Genomic DNA, 16829 nt, shown 5'->3' on the forward strand with positions numbered 1-16829 from the left:
TCAACACAAAATAGCGCTCACAAACCACTGTAAATGCTTAATAATTTTTAACATTTGGCGAAATTGCAGTTCCAAAGCTTAAAATCAGACACCGCAAATCACCCGATTTTGCTCGCTGATTTGCCTTGCCGATAAAACACAGAAGAGCCGGCAATTTCTTTTATCATTTTGACCCTCAATCGTTTTAAGTGTAAACAGTGCCCGTCCTCCCTCTCCTTTTGTTGCGAGCCCTGTTGCGGCTTTTGCAGCTTCTGAACATTTACGGATTTTTCATGTCAAAACCCCAGCTGATCCTCTTCGACTGTGACGGTGTTCTGGTCGATTCCGAGTATATTGCCGCACAGGTCGAATCCGAGCTTCTCACCGATGCCGGTTATCCGATTTCACCGGAAGAAATTGCCGAGCGTTTTGCCGGTCTGACATGGCCAAGCATTCTGATGGAAATTGAACGGGAATCTTCCATTCCGATCTCCGCCTCGCTGATTGAAAAATCACGCAAAATCATGAAAGAGCGGATTACCAAAGAACTGCTCACTGTAGACGGTATTGAGGATGTGGTCAGCCAGCTTCAATATCCGAAAGCTATCTGCTCCAACTCCAATTCGGACTCTCTGGAACTGATGCTCAAGCGTTCAACGCTGTATGATGCATTTGCCCCGCATATTTATGCGTCGCGTGAGGTTGGCAATAAAGAGCCGAAGCCTGCGCCGAATGTTTATACCTACGCGGCTCAGCAATTTAATGCTGATCCGAAACAGTGTTTTGTGATTGAAGATTCAAGCCATGGCATCCATGCGGCACGCGCTGCAGGCATGCGGGTCATCGGCTTTACCGGCGGTGCTCACACCTATCCGGGTCATGCAGACAAGCTGACTGAAGCCGGTGCGGAAACAGTTATCAACCGTCACCGCGATCTGCCTGCCGTGATTGCAGCCATGGCAGAATGGGATGAAGGCTTCTGATAACCTTCTGAGAAATGTAATAAAAAAGGGCGTGCCACAAGCACGCCCTTTTTTATATCGTGATGATCAGGCCGCTGATTTCTTCGCGTCTTTCACGGGAGCAGTCAGTGCAGCATAAATCTGCTGTGCTTCTGTCTCGCTGAGACCAATCATCGGACGGCCTTCAATCATAACCGGTTCACCGGAATCCATTTCAAAAATGGCCCAGGTGTCGGTTGGTTCCTGAATGAGTTCATATACTGTCATCATGCCAGCAGTCTAAACGTTAGAGATTACAAATAGTTTCATTCTTTCATCGCTTTAACGATGAACAGGCGGTATTTTCCCGTAAGCACATCCGAAAACCGGACAAATCACTGACAAAAAATTCGCAAATAATTGATATTAAATAATATTTTTCAGATAAAAGTTTTATTTACCGTAAGAAGCTTTCAGATTGTCCGACCTGCAAAACCCACGGCAATATGAACCTATAGTAAATAATTTATGCACTAATTTTAGACACTTGGCAAATACCAGACAGAATACAGCATCTGCCAGAGCGTATCCCGAAAAGTGCGAAGCGCCTTCGCGGGGAAAACAGTCCACCGGACTGTTTTCTTATCCCGCTTCGATCGGATAAGATACGCGTTAACACAAAGAGTTAGAGCATATCCCGCCAAGTGTATTCATGGCACTCGCTCTAGATTTTTTTCTGGTCGCATGCTCGCGAACGCTCAATGTGTCCATTTCGCTGCGACATGCTCTAGCTGCTTTTAACAGTATCACCGTCCTGCATTGTGCTTCGGTACAATAAAAAATGCCGCATTCCTTATCGGGAATACGGCATTTTTAACTGTAGTGACTTCAGATTAACCCTTGTTCGGGCCTTCATCAAAACCAATAAAGATCTGCACCTGACGTGACGATGCTTCAGGCACGCTCACCGGCGTTCCCGCAAACAGGAACTGTGTTGCCGACTGGGAATTATTCATCGCAACTGCCTGTTTATGCAGTTTTGTGGAAATCACTTTATCGCCTTCCATCACCACAACACGGATCGGCATATTGATTGTGCCGTTGCGGAATTTCGGCCCAGGTACAACGCGGCCTGCGGCTGCAACAGTAATTGTCAGTGTACCATTATCCCGACGGCAATCGCGGGTCACATCGCTGATCGAAGCCTGATAAACCACACGGCTGCTGTCACCGTTTCCGCCCTTTTCATAAGTGCTGAAGAATGACGTTCCCTCACGCAGGCTGATGCGCGGGCAATAGGCCTGCAAATCCGCCTGTGTCACACGCTGCTCACCGGATGTGGAAACAGCGCCCTGCTGATTGCCGCTGGTTGAGCAACCGGCAACCAACAAACCAAGCAATGCAGCTCCACCCAAACGGGTAAACCGCAATGAAAGAGGATTTAAACGTCCGAAGGTAGATTTCTGCATAAACCGGTCTTCCTGAATATTGAACCTGTTTGCGAACCGCTCCGGCAACGCGCCGTAACTGTTCTGTTGTCTTGTTTCCCGCATCTCCCGAAGAGTTCCACTCTTTGTCTGATGCGTAAATTCTTCACCATCGCGCATTTTATCCAAAAACCGTTTCACACTTTTTGGAATGCGCCATCTTTGTCTATCGCGCATTTTATCCAAAAACCGTTTCACACTTTTTGGAATGCGCCATCTTTGTCTATCGCGCATTTTATCCAAAAACCGTTTCACACTTTTTGGAATGCGCTTTATACCCAAATCCTGCTGCGTCTTTGACATATCCATATGGACGCAAGGCGCTTAACATGCATTATGAGATAATATTTTCACGTTTTTTGTGAACAGGGCAAGCTCTATCCACCGATGCTTGCGTCAGCCACAAGAGATATGACAGGAAAACACCGCAAACTTGACCGAAACCGGCTCAAAACCGGCACAGAATTGCATTGACTGAATGAGGCCTGAAATCTTATGAAATATATCAGCACCCGTGGCGAAGCGCCGGTTTTGGGCTTTTCTGATGCACTTTTGGCGGGTTTGGCGCGGGACGGCGGTCTCTATCTGCCGGAAACCTATCCGCAATTTTCCTCAGATGACATCCGCAAGCTGCGCGGCAAATCCTATGTGGAAATCGCTCTCGCAGTCCTCACTCCTTTTGTGAATGGTGAGATTCCGGACGCCGAATTTGAAAAAATGGTGCGCGAATCTTATGGCTCATTCCGCCATGATGCCGTCTGCCCGCTGGTGCAAACCGGTGCGAATGAATTTGTGCTGGAGCTTTTCCACGGTCCGACTCTCGCCTTTAAAGATGTGGCAATGCAGCTGCTGTCACGCATGATGGATTATACGCTGGCACAGCGCGGACAGCGCGCAACCATTGTCGGCGCAACTTCCGGCGATACCGGCGGCGCGGCGATTGAAGCTTTTGCCGGTCGCGACAATACCGATATTTTCATCCTGTTCCCGCATGGCCGTGTGTCACCTGTGCAGCAGCGCCAGATGACCTCATCTGCAGCCAGCAATGTTCATGCTCTGTCGATCGACGGTAATTTTGACGATTGTCAGAACCTCGTCAAAGGCATGTTCAATGATCTGAACTTCCGTGACACGCTTTCTCTCTCCGGTGTGAATTCGATCAACTGGGCACGTATCATGCCGCAGATCGTTTATTATTTCACATCGGCAATCAGCCTCGGCGCACCGGATCGCAAAGTGTCCTTCACTGTGCCGACCGGTAATTTCGGCGATATTTTTGCAGGCTTTGTCGCCAAAAAAATGGGACTGCCGATTGACCGTCTGATCATTGCCACCAATGACAATGATATCCTGTCACGCACTGTTGCCACCGGCTCCTATGCAATGCGCGGTGTGGAACAGACCTCTTCTCCGTCCATGGATATCCAGATTTCCTCGAATTTCGAGCGTTTGCTGTTTGAATCCTATGATCGTGATGCGGCAGCTATTCGCGGGTTGATGCGCAGCCTCGGCCAGTCCGGTGAATTCACCATTGCCGATGCACCGCTCAAAACCATTCGTGAGCAATTTGCTGCCGGTCGTTCAACCGTTGCAGAAACCGCTGCAACCATTGACAGCGTGCTGAAACAGGACGGCTATCTGCTTGATCCGCATTCGGCTATCGGCGTTAAAGTTGCGCGCGAACACGCAGATACAGCCACGCCGATGGTGGTGCTGGCAACCGCCCATCCGGCCAAATTCCCGGATGCGGTGAAAGATGCCTGCGGTGTTTCTCCGGCTCTGCCTGCATGGCTCAGCGATCTGATGGAGCGTAAAGAACATTTCACGCGTCTTCAAAATGACCTGAAAGTGGTGGAAGATCATATCCGCAGCCACTCGCGAGCAGCAAAATAATCAAAGTTCTGCTGCAGCCATATGTTGTATTATGGCAGCAAATTTGCATAGATTTCGCTCTGCCCCTATATGTCACCTGATAAAACAACAGGGGCAGACGAGCTCTTCCGGAACGGTCACGTTCTTTCTTTGTCGCATTGCCATGCCCGTCAGACTCAAAGAAGCTGACGGTTAAAATACTCAGGGGAGTATGCCTAGAATGGGTGTAGAAGTTAGCGTTCTGTCCAACGGACTGACAATTGCCACCGAAACCATGCCGCTGATTGAAAGCGTGGCATTGGGTATCTGGGTCAAGGCAGGCTCCCGCAATGAAGCGCATAACCGCCACGGCATTGCGCATTTTCTCGAGCATATGGCCTTCAAAGGCACAGAAAACCGCAGTGCATGGCAGATTGCAGCCGATATTGAAAATGTCGGCGGTGAGATCAATGCAGCAACCAGCGTTGAAACCACCTCTTATTATGCCCGTGTGCTGCGCAATGATTTGCCGCTGGCGATTGATATTCTGGCCGACATTCTCACCAGCTCAAAATTCGATGAAGATGAGCTGGAACGCGAGAAAAACGTCATCATGCAGGAAATCGGCGCGGCCTATGATACGCCCGATGACATTGTTTTCGATCGTTTTTCTGAAACATCCTATCTGAACCAGCAGATCGGACGCTCCATTCTCGGCACACCGGAAACGGTGCAGTCCTTCACACCGGGTGATCTGCGTAATTATATCAATGAACAATATAGCGCCGACCGTATGGTTGTTGTCGCTGCCGGTGCCGTTGACCACGCTTCGTTTGTACGCGAAGTGGAAAGCCGTCTCGGCGGTTTCCGCGCAACGACACAGGCTGCAGCGCCGGTGAAAGCGTCCTATGTCGGTGGTGATTACCGCGAAGAACGTGACCTGATGGATGCGCAGGTGCTGATCGGCTTTGAAGGCCGCGCTTACCATGTGCGCGATTTCTATGCCTCACAGCTTCTGGCAACGGTTCTTGGCGGCGGCATGTCTTCCCGCCTGTTCCAGCAGGTGCGTGAAAAGCGCGGCCTGTGCTATTCTGTTTATGCCTTCCATTGGGGCTTTTCCGATACCGGTCTGTTCGGCATTCATGCGGCAACCGGACGTGAAAACCTTGAGGAACTGGTGCCGGTTGTTCTCAACGAGCTTTATGAAGCATCGAGTAATATCAATATTCAGGAAGTTGACCGCGCCCGTGCGCAATATCGCGCCGGTCTGCTGATGTCGCAGGAAAGTGCAGCAAGCCGAGCAGGTCAGATTGCCCGCCAGATGCTGCTCTATGGCCGTCCGGTACCGAATGAAGAACTGCTGGAACGTCTGAGCCTGATTACGCCGGAACGTCTGACAGATCTTTCCGGTCGCATGTTCCTCGACAGCAAACCGACCATTGCCGCTGTCGGCCCTGTCAGCCAGATGATGGGTTATGACGATATTCACGGCACGTTGCGCGGCTTCGCCGCGAATAAGCGTCCGGCACTGGCAGTTTAACTTAACAGGCTGGGTATCATGATCAGCTTTCCCTTCAGCAAAACACCGTCTGTGTATCTGAAGGGGGAGCGTCTGTTTTTGCGTGAGCCGCAATGGTCTGATTACCGCCAATGGGCAAATCTGCGCGAAAAAAGCCGTGCTTTTCTGACCCCGTGGGAGCCGGTATGGCGGGATGACGAGCTGGAAAAATCCAGTTTCCGGTTGCGTCTGCGCCATTACTCTGAAGAAGCACGCAGCGGAAATGCATGGTCGCTGTTTTTATTCCGCAGGTCCGACAATGTTTTGCTGGGGGGAATCACCCTCGGTAATATCCGGCGCGGTGTCGCCCAATCCGGACAGATCGGATACTGGTGCGGCGCACCTCATGCAGGTCAGGGCTATATGTTCGACGCTTTGAAACTGGTTATCCCCTTCGCATTCAGTGAACTGCGGTTGCACAGACTTGAAGCTGCCTGTATTCCGTCTAATCTGCGTTCGGTCAGGCTTCTTGAAAAAGCCGGATTTTTACTGGAAGGCACATTGCGCTCCTATCTCAAGATTAACGGCCTGTGGCAGGATCATCTCCTCTACAGCCTGATTGAGGGAGAAGAGCAGCGCAGAGGTCTTTCTGTTAAAACAACAGCCGTCTGACCGTTAAGCGCAAAGCACCTGATACCAAGACAAAAAGGTAAAGATAGTGACAGAAAACTTTCAGAACCGATTGAAAACGTTTTTCTGTGTGTTTGCCTTTATCGCAGCATTATTGCAGATCACGGTTCCTGCATCCGCAGTTGAGCCGATCAAAATTTCCAAAGAAGATACGGCTCTCGACCTCACCCGCGCTGTGCAGATCATGCATAATCAGGGTGATACTGTGCAGGTATCCACGGCTCCCGGTGCCGACGGCATTGTGCGACGCATTGAAGTGCAGGCCGACAAGGACAAACGCTCCAGCGGCAACTGGGCAGCTTTTGCTATTGCCAATCCGACTGATGAGCAGATTGACCGTCTGATTGTTGCCCCGCATTACCGTCTTGTGAAATCAGGTTTTGTATGGCCGGATCTGGGTTCGCAGCGCATATCCTCGATCACGCCAAGTGAGGGCTTTGCGCTTGACCGTCAGGTCAGCCCTGATGCGGATGTGTTTCTGATTACTATCAATCCGGGCTCGGTGATTACACTGGTTGCGGAAATGGCCTCCCCTAACCTGCCGCAGCTTTATCTGTGGGAGCCGGATGCCTATAAAGACACAATCAACTCCTACACGCTTTATCGCGGTATTCTGCTCGGTATTTCCGGCCTGCTGGCGCTGTTTCTGACCATTCTTTTCGTCGTGCGCGGAACATCACTGTTCCCTGCTGCTGCTGCACTGGCATGGGCGGTTCTGGCCTATATCTGCGTGGATTTCGGCTTCTGGAACAAGCTGATCGCCATCACCCCCGGCAATGAGCAAATGTGGCGGGCGGGCACGGAAGTGGCACTGGCTGCCAGTTTCCTGATTTTCCTGTTCACCTATCTCAATCTCAACCGCTGGCACGACCATTTTTCCTATGGCGCTGTGGCATGGGTTCTCGGCCTGATGATGCTGAGCGGTGTGGCCATTTTTGATCCGCCAATTGCTGCCGGTATTGCCCGTATCTCTTTTGCGCTGACTGTTATCTGCGGCATCGTCATTATCGGCATTCTGGCTTTGCGCAGCTATGACCGCGCGATTATGCTGATCCCCACATGGCTGCTGATTGCCATATGGATGACCGGCGCATGGCTGGCCGTTTCCGGCCGTCTGGACAATGATATCGTGCAACCCGCACTTGGCGGTGGTCTTGTGCTGATCGTTCTGCTGATCGGTTTCACCGTGATGCAACATGCTTTTGCGGGCGGCGTGCTGCGTGTCGGCCTGTTCTCCGATATGGAACGGCAGGCGCTGGCGGTTATCGGTTCCGGCGATATTGTCTGGGACTGGGATGTGCCGCGCGACCGCGTGGTGACAACGCCTGATATTTCCACCTATCTCGGCACGGCTGCGGCCAGCCTTCTCGGCCCTGTGCGCAACTGGTTGCCGGTGATGCATGGTGATGACCGTGATCGTTTCCGCACCACGCTGGATGCAATTCTGGAAAACCGACGCGGTCGTATTCATCAGACTTTCCGCCTGCGCGCTAATGACGGCCATTATCACTGGTATCATCTGCGCGCGCGTCCGGTTATCGGCTCGGATGGTGAAATTGTGCGCTGCGTCGGCACACTGCATAATGTGACCGAGCAGAAAAAAGCCGAAGAACGCCTGCTGCATGATGCCGTGCATGACAATCTTACCGGTCTGCCGAACCGCGAGCTGTTCCTCGACCGCCTCGCCAATGTCATGAGCATGTCCTATAATGAGAGCAGGCTCAAACCGACTGTTTTCGTCATTGATATTGACCGGTTCAAACAGGTCAATGACAGCCTCGGCATGTCTGCCGGTGATACAATCCTGCTGACAATCTCGCGCCGCCTGTTCCGCTTGATGAAGCCGCAGGATACGCTTTCAAGACTGTCTTCCGATCAGTTCGGCCTGATCCTCGCGTCTGAATCTGATCCGGCAAAGGTTGCAGCCTTTGCGGAAGCGCTGCGTCAGGCCATCCGTGCGCCGATCTCTTATGCCAAGCGCGAGATCGTACTGACCGCTTCCGTTGGTCTTCTGACATGGACGGCCAATGCCGCCAATGCGGAAGATATGATCAAAGATGCGGAACTGGCCATGTATCAGGCCAAGCGTTTTGGCGGCGACCGTATTGAGCCATTCCGCCCATCCTTCCGCGCTATCGGCAGCGACAAGCTACAGCTGGAATCCGATCTGCGCCGCGCCATTGAGCGCAAGGAAATCACAATTGCCTATCAGCCGATTGTGAATTTGCAGGACGGCACTATTGCCGGTTTTGAAGCGCTGATGCGCTGGGAACATCCGCGCCGCGGACCGATTTCGCCATCTGAATTTATTCCGATTGCCGAAAATTCAGGCCTTATCGTGCCGCTCGGTCTGTTTGCCATGCAGCAATCAGCCAATGACCTGTTCAACTGGCAGGAAAACCTGTCGCGTCCGAACCTGTTTGTCTCCGTCAATCTGTCCAGCACCCAGCTGATCCGTCAGGATTTGCTGAGCGATGTCCGTGCGATCCTGTCCCGTACACATGTGACCAAAGGCACGCTCAAACTGGAACTGACAGAATCCGTGCTGATGGAAAATCCGGAACAGTCAGCGCATATGCTGAACGAGCTGAAATCCATGGGTGTCGGCCTGTCACTGGATGATTTCGGCACCGGCTATTCATCGCTGGCCTATCTGACACGCTTCCCGATCGACATGATCAAGATCGACCGCTCCTTCGTCAAAGGTGACAAGCCGCAGAAAGCAACGCTGCTGCGCTCCATCATTCGCATGGCGCAGGATCTGGAACTCAAAGTTGTTGCTGAAGGTGTTGAAAGTGAACAGGACGCCATGCAATTGCGCGAAATGGGCTGTGAATATGTCCAGAGCTTCCTGTTCGGCCAGCCAATGACGGCTGAAAATGCAGCCCGTCTGCTCAATGGTCAGACAGTAGAATAAGTATTATTCGTCAAAAATAAAAAACACCGCCTCTCCTGCCGAGGCGGTGTTTTTTTTATGTATCAGACTTTGCTTCAAGCATGTCCGGCCTGCACAACGAGGCGGGCAGGATCGACACCCATCTGCGCCATGACGCGATCATATTTGCCGAGAATATCCGTATCAAACAGCAAATCTGTGGTCGGCGGACAGATCAGCCAGTCATTGCTCGCAATTTCACGTTCAATCTGCCCTGCATCCCAACCGGCATAGCCAAGCGCCATCAGTGTTTTATCCGGCCCGATACCATCCGATATGGCATGGAGAATATCCATGGTTGCGGTCATACAGATATCATCGGTGACGGGAATACTGGTACCGACCATAAAATCATCACTGTGCAGCACAAAGCCCCGTCCTGTTTCAACAGGGCCGCCACGGCGCACCATCAGCGAGCGGGCTTTTTCGGGCAGTAAAATACTCTGCGCCTGCGTAATAATACCAAGGCGGATCAAGAGATCGGGAAACTCAAGCGGCTGGAGCTGGTTAATGATGAAACCCATCGTCCCCTGCTCTGAATGCGCACAAATATAAATGACCGAACGGGCAAAACGCTCATCCGTCATACCGGGCATTGCAAGCAGAAATTGTCCGTTGAGAAAACCGTTGTTCACCACACGCCTCTTTCAATTTCAATGCAACAGGATTGATAAAGATAAATGTGTAATTTTTGCCGTTCGCTGGGGATGATTATGCGTCTGTTTTATTCATTCACGGCATAGTGAATAATCAGCATAACACAACGCTTACATGAGCCAAGTCACATTTATCGAAGTTTTTTGAAGTGCAAAAATCCGACTTGTATTTTTTCAGCCATTTCAGCGCATTACTTAAAATCAGTATTTTAGAAAATTCATATTAAAAGCGAAATAGTCTGCCTGAATGAGAAAAATTACATGCCTGCCTGTCAGAATTTTCAAGAAATAGCGCTTCCGTAAAATCCGGTCAGAGGCTATGTATAATGCCAATATCCGTTACTCATAATCTGTATGAAGGAGAACAGACAATGGCCATTCAGATCGGCGATAAACTGCCAGCAGCAAGCTTCAAAACCAAAACTGCTGACGGCGTTAAAGACGTCACCACAGATGACGTTTTTCAGGGTAAGAAAGTCGTTCTCTTTGCAGTACCGGGCGCTTTCACCCCGACCTGCACACTGAACCATCTGCCGGGCTATCTGGCGAATTACGACGCGCTGATCGCTAAAGGCGTGGACACTGTTGCCGTTGTTTCCGTCAATGACGTGCATGTCATGGGCGCATGGGCAAAGGCCACTGAAGGCGAAGGCAAGATCGTCTATCTTTCCGACGGTATCGGCGCATTCACCAAAGCTGCCGGTCTTGATATCGACCTGTCCGGCGGCGGTCTTGGCGTGCGCTCCAAGCGCTATTCAGCGCTGATTGAAGATGGCGTTGTAAAGAGCCTCGACATTGAAGAAAATCCGGGTGTTGCCACAGTTTCTTCCGCAGAAGCGATGCTCGAAAAGCTCTGATTTTTATAATCATACACAGAAAAGCCCGCTTTGAAGCGGGCTTTTTTATGGTTGCGCTACAGATCAGCACCTCTGCACACAAATTATAAAGCATACAAATATCAGCGCTTTTTATATGGTGCCATACCTTCACGGGCGAGTTCATCGGCACGTTCATTCTCAGGATGACCCGCATGGCCCTTAACCCAGTGCCATGTCACCTTGTGATTTTTGCGCGCAGCATCCAGCTCCTGCCAAAGCCCGGCATTTTTAACCGGAGCCTTGGCCGCTGTTTTCCAGCCATTGCGTTTCCAGCCTTCGATCCATTTGGAAATGCCGTCGCGCACATAAACCGAGTCCGTATAGAGATCGACCTGACACGGCTCTTTCAGCGCCTGCAATGCGGAAATTGCAGCCATCAGCTCCATCCGGTTATTGGTCGTATCCGGCTCACCACCATTCAGCTCTCTGCGGTGTCCGTTATATTCCAGTATAGCCCCCCATCCCCCGGGACCCGGATTTCCTGAACAGGCACCATCCGTATAGGCTGTAATCGTCTTCAAGCGGTTTTCTCACATTTATTTATAAAGGCAGTTCACGGATATTCAGCACCGTAACTTGCTGGTACTTACTGACCATATTCGCTGGCCGAGCGCACTTCGCGATGAAAACGCATACGACGCAAATATTCCATCGGGTCTTTTTTCGTCACAAAACTGTCCGCAGGCACATTGATCCAGTCATAAAGCCGCGTCAGCATAAAGCGCAAGGCAGCGCCGCGGCACAGCGCAGGCAAAGCCTCACGCTCTGCGGAGTTCAGAGGGCGTACAGAATTATAACCGCGCAGCAAAGCTGTGCCTTTGGTCAGATTATAGGAAAAATCACGCTCGAAGCACCATGCATTGAGGCAGATTGCCAGATCATAGGCCAGCATATCCGTGCAGGCGAAATAAAAGTCGATAATGCCTGACAGGTTCGGACCGATAAAAAACACATTATCCGGAAACAGATCGGCATGGATCACACCGCGCGGCAGATCAGACGGCCAGTTCTGCTCCAGATAGGCCAGATCTGCTTCGGTCTGAACACGCAAACCGGCCTCAACGGCATCAGCATCTGCCATGCATTTTTCCCAGAGCGGGCGCCAGTCTTTCAATGTCAGGCTGTTCTCGCGTTCCATCGCAAAATTCTGACCCGCGAGATGCATCTGCGCCATTGCCACACCCAGAGCATAGCAATGTTCCGCTGCAGGTTTACGCAACCACATGCCTTCGAGAAAGGTGACAATTGCCGACGGGCGGCCAGCCAATTCACCAATCGCCTCACCGTTTTTTTGCACCACCGGCTGCGGGCACTCAATCCCGTTGACCGCCAGATGCTGCATCAGTTTAATGAAGAACGGCAGATCATCACGATCCACGCGCTTCTCATAAAGGGTCAGAATGAATGTGCCTTCAGTCGTGCGCAGCAGGAAATTGGAGTTCTCAACACCTTCAGCAATGCCTTTGAAAGACAGCAAAGTACCTATGTTGTAATTTTCCAGATAGGCTGCCAATTCAATTTCATTAATATCCGTATAGACAGCCATGCTGGTCTCCCCCTGCCGTCACCTGCGAAAATCGCGGCAGATTATTCTTTATTTCAGTGATTGCCGTTCACAAACGCCATGTCCTGAGCCGTCAGTTCCACATCGCGGATCTGACGGTTGACGAGGAAGTTCTCGGTTTCAACGGTGGTGATTGCCAGATCAATTGTGACATCAAAACGCTGCGAAAACGCATCAATGATCTCATCAACGATAATTTCCGGTGCGGATGCCCCTGCCGAAATTCCCAGCACAGAAAGCTCGCCCAGATTATCCCAGTCGATCTCTTCCGCACGCTGCACAAGCAGAGAATGACGGGCACCGGAGCGCTCGGCCACTTCCACCAGACGTTTGGAGTTTGAAGAGTTCGGCGCGCCGACAATCAGAAACAGATCACAGCCGGGAGCCGCTTCTTTCACCGCTTCCTGACGATTGGTTGTGGCATAGCAGATGGATTCAGCGGCAGGCGCTGTCAGCTGCGGAAACCGTTCCTGAAGCTTGGCAATAATACCCGCAGTATCGTCTACCGACAGCGTTGTTTGCGTTACAAAGCCGAGGTTTTCAGGATCTTCCGGCTGGTAAGCCTCGGCATCTGCTACAGTCTCGATCAAAGAAACCGTACCTTCCGGCAGTTGCCCCATTGTGCCGATCACTTCCGGATGGCCGGAATGGCCGATCAGAATAACATGCCGGCCAAGACGCTGATGGCGCATCGCCTGTTTATGAACTTTGGAAACCAGCGGACAGGTTGCATCCAGATAGAACAGGTTTTTCGCATCCGCATCTTCCGGCACTGATTTTGGCACACCATGAGCGGAAAATACCACCGGCTGATCGCGGTGTTCAATCGGAATTTCGTCCAGCTCTTCCACAAAGATTGCACCACGCGCCTGCAGGCCTTCAACCACATAACGGTTGTGAACAATCTCATGACGCACATAGACCGGAGCGCCGTATTTCTTCAGCGCTAGCACAACGATCTGAATAGCGCGATCAACACCGGCGCAAAATCCACGTGGACCGCACAGGCGGATGGTCAGCTTAGGCTTATCGGTCATTGAACTCTGATTATCCTGTCTTCAAAGCAACATTGCGACCATAGATCATCAATGCGCTGTAAAACATATCCAGCTTTAGCAATTGGGCTTCGCATCGCGCAATGTCAACAGCTATTGCGCATCCGGACTACGGCGCTGACGGAAAATATAGATAAAGGTCACAACCAGCAAAACGGCAGCCAGCCCGAACCATGTGCCCGCATATTGCAGATGATTATTCGGTTGCTCCAGAATGGTTATCCCGCCCTGCGGCAAGCCACCGGCATTGGCTGTGGCATCCGCATCCACAAAGAACCCGACAAAATCATGATCCTGAGCAAGGCCGCTATTTTCCATCATCGCGCCCCAGTCTTTCCAGTAATAAAGTTTTTTGGCCGGTTCATTGTCCGGCAGATAAGAAGACGGTTTGGCAATCAGCGGATCACGGGCAAGCCCCGTAACAGTCACTTCACCCGCGATCTGTCCTTGCGGACGTGTCGCCGGATTTTGCTTTTCATAAGGTACAAAACCACGATTAACCAGAACAGCCCGCCCGTCATTCAGGATCAGCGGCGTATAAACCGCATAACCGGATGCACCTTTAAACGTGGTGAAAAAATACTGTTCGCGCTCATGCTGAAATGTGCCGCGCAAAGTCACCGGCATGTAATCAACAACACCGGTTTTGGCAAATTCAGCCTCAATGTCGCTCAGCGGCTTAGGTGCGGAATGCACCCTTTCTTCAATCTGCGCAATCAGCTGTTCTTTCCAGAACAAACGCTGTGTCTGCCAGATACCAAGCCCCAGCAGAACGGCAAAAGCAATGCTGCTGCAGAGCAGTAAAATCCATGGAAAGGATTTTGATGTCTTGTCGGAGGTGGTCATTCGCTTCCCCGCCTGTCGAGCTGCCCCGATGCCGCTTTATGCTTATATTGCAGTGTTATCAGAATACCTTTCATATAGCGCGTCAGAACCAGTCCGATGAGAATTGCCAGCGGTATCCAGATGATAAAATGCAGCCAGAGCGGCAGCTGATAAGACACCTCAGCCCAGAGCGCCAATGCCGTAACAAAAAAACCGTCAAGCAGAAGCACAAAAACAACAGGCCCGTCACCGGAATCTGCAAAACCATAATCCAGTTCGCAGACCTCACAGCGCTTTGCCAGTTTCAGATAACCATTAAACAAAGCGCCCTGTCCGCAGCGCGGGCAACATCCTTTGATACCGGCTTTGATTGGCTCTACCGGCGGATAAAGACTATCTTCATTATGCATTATTCCACCTCCGCTGCGGTCTAGAGCAGTTTACGTCCAGATTGGATGATAGCGCTCGCTCTAGATACTTTATTTTTGTCGCATTATCACTGCCGTCAAGTTGATCCAACTTGACTGTGAAATGCTCTAGTTGCGCCGCATAAAACCAGAGCAAAATTTTAAAATGTTGAAGCCACCTTTATGTGCCAGGTCCGACACAGGGCGCTCTAAGAAACAAAAAGCGCCGCAGCCCTCAAAAACCGCGACGCTTTCCTTATCCCATCAGGCTCAGAACTCCGGCAAAATGCCGTTATTCCTGATGCCGGTTAATGCACGGCAATCGGTGCGCCCCATGAACCCCAGACATAAATGCTGAAGAACAGGAATAGCCAGACCACGTCCACGAAATGCCAGTACCATGCAGCGGCTTCCAGACCGAAATGGTTCTTCGGCGTAAAATCACCGCGAATAGAGCGGATCAGACAAACGGCCAGAAAGATCGTACCAACAATAACGTGGAAACCATGGAAACCGGTCGCCATGAAGAATGTTGCACCATAAACGGAATCTTTGAAGGCAAATGGCGCATGAATATATTCATAAGCCTGCACGAAAGAGAACAGCACACCGAGAACAACAGTCAGCGCCAGCCCCCAGACAAGGCCTTTGCGGTCATTATGCAGCAGCGCATGATGCGCCCATGTCAGCGTGGTGCCGGAGAGCAGCAGAATTACGGTATTATAAAGCGGCAGGTGCAGAGGATCGAGAACTTCCATGCCTTTCGGAGGCCACTGACCGCCGGTGAATTCTGCACGCATCACCTGATGCACTTCATTCGGGAACAGGCTGGCATCAAAGAACGCCCAGAACCATGCCACGAAGAACATGACTTCGGAGGCAATGAACATAATCATGCCATAGCGCAGATGGATGGAAACCACGCGGGTATGGTGGCCTTCCTTGCCCTCACGGATCGTATCCGACCACCAGCCATACATGCAGTACAGGATGATGGCGATGCCGATAAAGAACAGCCATGGCGTTACAAAATTGATACCAAACAGATGCAGCTCGCCTGCATTGAGGTAGCGCATATAAGCGATACCGCCAATGGCCAGAACAAATGCACCAACCGAGCTCAGAAACGGCCACGGACTAGGATCTATAATATGATAGTCGTGGTTCTTCTGATGAGTGTCTGCCATGTCATTCCCCCTTAAGGTTTATGCCCCAAGGCTCCTCTGTTTATCTTTCCGGTGCTGCATCCGGATATCCCCCGATAAGCACCCTGTTCTTTATTTTATGTCGCAGGCGCAGTCTGTTTTTGCGCTCCGAACATAGCCCCTCTTGACCATATTCTTGATGCAGTTCGCTTTTTTGCGCACCGCAACATGATGTCGCGGCATCTCTACCCTTGCGGCTTCACCACCGGCTTAATTTCAGCATTTTTCTGCAAAACAGCAGGCGCTGCGGCTGAGTTCACCGGCTCCTTGTCCAGCGGGAAAAATGTATAAGACAAGGTGATCGTCTTCAGCCCTTTAAGGTCTTTTTCTTTCACAATATCCGGATCGACAAAGAACATGACCGGCATTTCCATTGTTTCACCGGCGGCAAGGGTTGTGTCTGTAAAGCAGAAACACTGAACCTTGTTGAAATAAGAACCTGTGAGATCCGGCGACACATTGAATGTCGCGCGTCCCGAAGCCGGACGGTCGGAGATATTCTTCGCTTCGTAATTCACGATAGTCGTTTCACCGATACGCACAGTCACTTCGCGCTGAACCGGCTTGAACTCCCATGGCAATCCGCCGGACACATTGGCATCAAAGCGTACATTGACCGTCTGATCGAGGATTGTATCAGACATCTGCTCAACGCGCTGCGTTGTGCCGCCATAGCCGGTAACCTGACAAAACATCTGATAAAGCGGGACAGCCGCATAGGCCATGCCGATCATGGCAACGAAGAAACTGGCACAGGACAGAGCAACAATACGATTGGAACGCTGATGACGTGCAGCCTGTGCAGCAGCGTCTTCTGCTGCAGGCGCCTGCATTGTTTCTGTATTTTCCGGTTTCTGT

At 51.2% G+C, this 16829-nt stretch carries 16 protein-coding genes; 6 read left to right on the plus strand and 10 right to left on the minus strand.

Going from position 1 to position 16829, the window contains the following annotated elements:
• Window positions 1-272: 272 nt before the first annotated feature.
• Complete coding sequence (locus F7P81_RS01605; protein ID WP_151158263.1) at window positions 273-962, plus strand: HAD family hydrolase; 690 nt, start codon at window positions 273-275, stop codon at window positions 960-962.
• Window positions 963-1028: 66 nt separating this feature from the next.
• Here F7P81_RS01605 and F7P81_RS01610 read toward each other — a convergent pair whose 3' ends face one another.
• Both F7P81_RS01610 and F7P81_RS01615 read right to left on the minus strand, forming a co-directional pair.
• On the minus strand, window positions 1029-1211 hold the full coding sequence (locus F7P81_RS01610) for a hypothetical protein (RefSeq protein WP_075654492.1): 183 nt from the start codon (window positions 1209-1211) through the stop codon (window positions 1029-1031).
• 602 nt (window positions 1212-1813) lie between these two features.
• The gene (locus F7P81_RS01615) at window positions 1814-2389 is read right to left on the minus strand and encodes a hypothetical protein (protein ID WP_028233820.1); all 576 of its coding nucleotides are present in this window, start codon (window positions 2387-2389) and stop codon (window positions 1814-1816) included.
• 513 nt (window positions 2390-2902) lie between these two features.
• Between F7P81_RS01615 and thrC the strand changes: the two genes are divergently transcribed.
• From thrC to F7P81_RS01635, 4 genes are all read left to right on the plus strand, one after another.
• The gene (gene thrC, locus F7P81_RS01620; RefSeq protein WP_151158265.1) at window positions 2903-4300 is read left to right on the plus strand and encodes a threonine synthase; all 1398 of its coding nucleotides are present in this window, start codon (window positions 2903-2905) and stop codon (window positions 4298-4300) included.
• A 199-nt stretch (window positions 4301-4499) separates the two neighbouring features.
• A complete protein-coding gene (locus F7P81_RS01625; protein WP_022711667.1) occupies window positions 4500-5798 on the plus strand; it encodes a M16 family metallopeptidase in 1299 nt (432 codons plus the stop codon).
• Between the two features lie 18 nt (window positions 5799-5816).
• Entirely contained in the window at window positions 5817-6428 is a 612-nt protein-coding gene (locus tag F7P81_RS01630) for a GNAT family N-acetyltransferase (RefSeq protein ID WP_075654489.1), read from the plus strand.
• Window positions 6429-6498: 70 nt separating this feature from the next.
• Window positions 6499-9363, plus strand: a complete 2865-nt coding sequence (locus F7P81_RS01635) for an EAL domain-containing protein (RefSeq protein ID WP_170265213.1) — start codon at window positions 6499-6501, stop codon at window positions 9361-9363.
• Window positions 9364-9437: 74 nt separating this feature from the next.
• Here the strand turns inward: F7P81_RS01635 and F7P81_RS01640 are convergent, their stop codons facing one another.
• Window positions 9438-10019 carry a YqgE/AlgH family protein gene (locus tag F7P81_RS01640; RefSeq protein ID WP_075654488.1) on the minus strand — a complete coding sequence of 194 codons (582 nt, stop codon included), beginning with the start codon at window positions 10017-10019 and terminating at the stop codon, window positions 9438-9440.
• 389 nt (window positions 10020-10408) lie between these two features.
• Here F7P81_RS01640 and F7P81_RS01645 point away from each other — a divergent pair, with 389 nt between their 5' ends.
• Window positions 10409-10894: a peroxiredoxin gene (locus F7P81_RS01645; protein WP_075654487.1), complete on the plus strand. Its 486-nt coding sequence runs from the start codon at window positions 10409-10411 to the stop codon at window positions 10892-10894.
• 101 nt (window positions 10895-10995) lie between these two features.
• Here the strand turns inward: F7P81_RS01645 and rnhA are convergent, their stop codons facing one another.
• The 7 genes from rnhA to F7P81_RS01680 form a co-directional block, all read right to left on the minus strand.
• Window positions 10996-11436: a ribonuclease HI gene (gene rnhA, locus F7P81_RS01650; RefSeq protein WP_151158269.1), complete on the minus strand. Its 441-nt coding sequence runs from the start codon at window positions 11434-11436 to the stop codon at window positions 10996-10998.
• 65 nt (window positions 11437-11501) lie between these two features.
• Window positions 11502-12461 carry a homoserine kinase gene (locus F7P81_RS01655; RefSeq protein ID WP_122093348.1) on the minus strand — a complete coding sequence of 320 codons (960 nt, stop codon included), beginning with the start codon at window positions 12459-12461 and terminating at the stop codon, window positions 11502-11504.
• Between the two features lie 53 nt (window positions 12462-12514).
• A complete protein-coding gene (gene ispH, locus F7P81_RS01660; RefSeq protein WP_151158271.1) occupies window positions 12515-13516 on the minus strand; it encodes a 4-hydroxy-3-methylbut-2-enyl diphosphate reductase in 1002 nt (333 codons plus the stop codon).
• A gap of 111 nt (window positions 13517-13627) precedes the next feature.
• Entirely contained in the window at window positions 13628-14380 is a 753-nt protein-coding gene (locus F7P81_RS01665; protein ID WP_151158273.1) for an SURF1 family protein, read from the minus strand.
• The gene (locus F7P81_RS01670; RefSeq protein ID WP_151158275.1) at window positions 14377-14769 is read right to left on the minus strand and encodes a DUF983 domain-containing protein; all 393 of its coding nucleotides are present in this window, start codon (window positions 14767-14769) and stop codon (window positions 14377-14379) included. Before F7P81_RS01670 ends, F7P81_RS01665 begins: the two co-directional genes overlap by 4 nt.
• A 305-nt stretch (window positions 14770-15074) precedes the next feature.
• Window positions 15075-15953: a cytochrome c oxidase subunit 3 gene (locus tag F7P81_RS01675; RefSeq protein WP_022711677.1), complete on the minus strand. Its 879-nt coding sequence runs from the start codon at window positions 15951-15953 to the stop codon at window positions 15075-15077.
• Between the two features lie 203 nt (window positions 15954-16156).
• Window positions 16157-16804, minus strand: coding sequence for a cytochrome c oxidase assembly protein (locus tag F7P81_RS01680; protein ID WP_151158938.1), 648 nt, complete (start codon window positions 16802-16804; stop codon window positions 16157-16159).
• Between the last annotated feature and the right edge of the window lie 25 nt (window positions 16805-16829).

Origin of the sequence: Pseudochrobactrum saccharolyticum, from assembly GCF_008801715.1 — a bacterium.
Taxonomy (GTDB): domain Bacteria; phylum Pseudomonadota; class Alphaproteobacteria; order Rhizobiales; family Rhizobiaceae; genus Pseudochrobactrum; species Pseudochrobactrum saccharolyticum.

Bases quoted from the DNA above. Each gene is read 5' to 3' on its own strand.
- F7P81_RS01610 (WP_075654492.1), bottom strand. From the start codon at position 1,211: ATGATGACAGTATATGAACTCATTCAGGAACCAACCGACACCTGGGCC.
- F7P81_RS01670 (WP_151158275.1), bottom strand. From the start codon at position 14,769: ATGCATAATGAAGATAGTCTTTATCCGCCGGTAGAGCCAATCAAAGCC.
- F7P81_RS01625 (WP_022711667.1), top strand. From the start codon at position 4,500: ATGGGTGTAGAAGTTAGCGTTCTGTCCAACGGACTGACAATTGCCACC.
- F7P81_RS01605 (WP_151158263.1), top strand. From the start codon at position 273: ATGTCAAAACCCCAGCTGATCCTCTTCGACTGTGACGGTGTTCTGGTC.
- F7P81_RS01630 (WP_075654489.1), top strand. From the start codon at position 5,817: ATGATCAGCTTTCCCTTCAGCAAAACACCGTCTGTGTATCTGAAGGGG.
- F7P81_RS01655 (WP_122093348.1), bottom strand. From the start codon at position 12,461: ATGGCTGTCTATACGGATATTAATGAAATTGAATTGGCAGCCTATCTG.
- F7P81_RS01675 (WP_022711677.1), bottom strand. From the start codon at position 15,953: ATGGCAGACACTCATCAGAAGAACCACGACTATCATATTATAGATCCT.
- ispH (WP_151158271.1), bottom strand. From the start codon at position 13,516: ATGACCGATAAGCCTAAGCTGACCATCCGCCTGTGCGGTCCACGTGGA.
- F7P81_RS01615 (WP_028233820.1), bottom strand. From the start codon at position 2,389: ATGCAGAAATCTACCTTCGGACGTTTAAATCCTCTTTCATTGCGGTTT.
- thrC (WP_151158265.1), top strand. From the start codon at position 2,903: ATGAAATATATCAGCACCCGTGGCGAAGCGCCGGTTTTGGGCTTTTCT.
- F7P81_RS01680 (WP_151158938.1), bottom strand. From the start codon at position 16,804: ATGCAGGCGCCTGCAGCAGAAGACGCTGCTGCACAGGCTGCACGTCAT.
- F7P81_RS01665 (WP_151158273.1), bottom strand. From the start codon at position 14,380: ATGACCACCTCCGACAAGACATCAAAATCCTTTCCATGGATTTTACTG.
- F7P81_RS01645 (WP_075654487.1), top strand. From the start codon at position 10,409: ATGGCCATTCAGATCGGCGATAAACTGCCAGCAGCAAGCTTCAAAACC.